The sequence below is a fragment of the Hydrocoleum sp. CS-953 genome (assembly GCF_002260545.1).
Classification (GTDB): domain Bacteria; phylum Cyanobacteriota; class Cyanobacteriia; order Cyanobacteriales; family Microcoleaceae; genus Trichodesmium.
The window spans coordinates 1-2,177 of sequence record NZ_LGSU01000101.1 but is presented as its reverse complement, the minus strand read 5'-3'; the positions used below and the strand labels follow the sequence as shown (position 1 = coordinate 2,177).

Annotated in this window: 2 protein-coding genes; one reads left to right on the top strand and one right to left on the bottom strand. The window is 32.2% G+C overall.

The annotated features are described in order from the left end of the window. A partial coding sequence (locus tag AFK68_RS00630) for a type ISP restriction/modification enzyme (protein ID WP_305778115.1) occupies positions 1 to 878 on the top strand: 878 nt, incomplete at its 5' end. A 414-nt stretch (positions 879 to 1,292) separates the two neighbouring features. Here the strand turns inward: AFK68_RS00630 and AFK68_RS00625 are convergent. Continuing rightward, the gene (locus tag AFK68_RS00625) at positions 1,293 to 1,751 is read right to left on the bottom strand and encodes a Spy/CpxP family protein refolding chaperone (protein WP_094670822.1); all 459 of its coding nucleotides are present in this window, start codon (positions 1,749 to 1,751) and stop codon (positions 1,293 to 1,295) included. Positions 1,752 to 2,177 lie beyond the last annotated feature (426 nt).

The following is a 2,177-nucleotide window of genomic DNA, read 5'->3' as shown; positions in this document are numbered from 1 at the left end:
ATTGTAAACAATGGTCTTATTTTAATAAAAATTTTAATGAAAGAGCATATCAATTACCCAAAATTTTTCCTAATCAAAATGTAGAAAATTTAGCAATTTGTGTAACTGGAATAGGTGGTACTAAAGATTTCAATGCTTTAATTGTAAATACAATTCCTGATGTTCAGTTACAAGCAAATGGTCAATGCTTTCCTTTATATACCCACGAAAAACAAAGCGATTTAGGTTCACTATTTGCCACAACTAACACAGAAAAATACACCAAAAAATCAAACATTCCCGACACTATCTTAAAAGACTTCCAGAAAGAATATCAAGACAAAACCATCACCAAAAAAGACATCTTTTATTACATTTATGGAGTTCTCCACTCCCCAGAATATAAACAAAGATTTGCAGCAGACCTAAAAAAAATGTTACCCCGCATTCCCTACACCAAAGACTTTTGGAAATTCAGTAAAGCAGGAAAAGAATTAGCATATTGGCACTTAAACTATGAAACCATAAAACCTTATGAATTAGAAGAATTTAAAAAAGACTTATTCTTAAACGATGAAGATTATCGAGTCGAAAAAATGACATTTGGTAAAAACAAAAACGGCATAGATAAAACCATCATCATCTATAACAGTAAACTCACCTTATCACAAATTCCCCTAGAAACTTACCAATATATAGTTAATGGAAAATCAGCTTTAGAATGGGTAATAGAAAGATATAAAATTACCAAAGATAAAAATAGTGGAATAGTCAACGACCCCAACAACTGGTCAGAAGATTCCCGTTATATAGTAAACTTAGTAAAAAGGATAGTCAGAGTCAGTTTAGAAACAGTCAAAATAGTCAACAACTTACCCCCATTAAACGAAAGGAAATAGCGATAGAACTCCGTTCCGCTTCGCGATCGCTCCTCTCCATTTCAAAACTTAGGCAAGAAAATATTTTGTCTGGTTACAGCGCTTTTCAGATTGATAAACCACATCGCCATAACCAAAAACCCTATAGGGACGTTGCATGCAACGTCCCTACTGTGGTCTACCCAAATGAAAACCGCTGTAATAGTTATAATAAAGCTCATAGTATTGCTTTAGCCCTAAGTATAGATTAATTTTTATATGGGCTAGAGCAATACTACAAACTAATCCCCACACTCCCCTACCTAGCGAGTATTACCGAATAATTAAGGTTTAAAGCGTCTCCTTTCAAGGAAAAACAAGAAAAAATTTTCCTTTTATTCAATCCTCTTCCTTTTAGGGAGAGGTAATTATCAATTATCAATTATCAATTATCAATTATTGAAGAGATTCCCGACGTTGCTGCATTAATTTAGACCACTGTTGTAATTGTTGGGGAGTTAAAACTTCTCTAATTTTTAGAAGAGTATTAAATTGTAATTCTGCTAATTCTTGTCTCAACTGTAAAACTTCACTATGTTTTTTGCGTAATTGATTATCATTTCCTTTTCCAGTAATCATTGTATTTAATTCTTCCTGAACATTACGCAAGTTTTGTAAACTTTGTCTGATTTCTTGTTGATTTTCCTCACGAATTCCAATAATTTTTTTAGTTTGCTCATCACTTAGATTTAGTTGTTCAAATATCCTATTTTGATTTCTTCCTGGACGTTGTACTTGGATAGTTTGGCTAAATTTTTCAGAGACATTATTATAATTAGGATTTGCTAAAACAGAACTAATATTTAAAGGGATAACCAATAATCCTAATACAGCAGAAATCAAAACCTGAGACATAAAATTTTTCCTCTTAATAATTTGTCTGGAGCATCAACCTTTTCAGTTATAGCGCTACGCGCTAGGGAATAGGGAATAGGGAATAGGGAATAGGGAATAGTAAACTGTCAAAGGATTTTCCTACGGAATGCTGCGCAAACAGGATTTAGAAACTTCCTAATCTTTACTTCGACTGCTATATCAGTTATCAGTTATCAGTTATCAGTTCAACATTTTTTTTAGTTTTATAGCTATGAGATAATGATTCCTGAAAAAAAACTGTAGGAGTTTAGTTTCCCAATCTCATCAATTATCAGTTCAACATTTTTTCTAGTTTTAGAGCTATGAGATAATGATTCCTGAAAAAAAACTGTAGGAGTTTAGTTTCCCAATCTCATCAATTATCAGTTCAACATTTTTTCTAGTTTTAGAGCTATTAGATAATGA

Bases quoted from the DNA above. Each gene is read 5' to 3' on its own strand.
- AFK68_RS00625 (WP_094670822.1), bottom strand. From the start codon at position 1,751: ATGTCTCAGGTTTTGATTTCTGCTGTATTAGGATTATTGGTTATCCCT.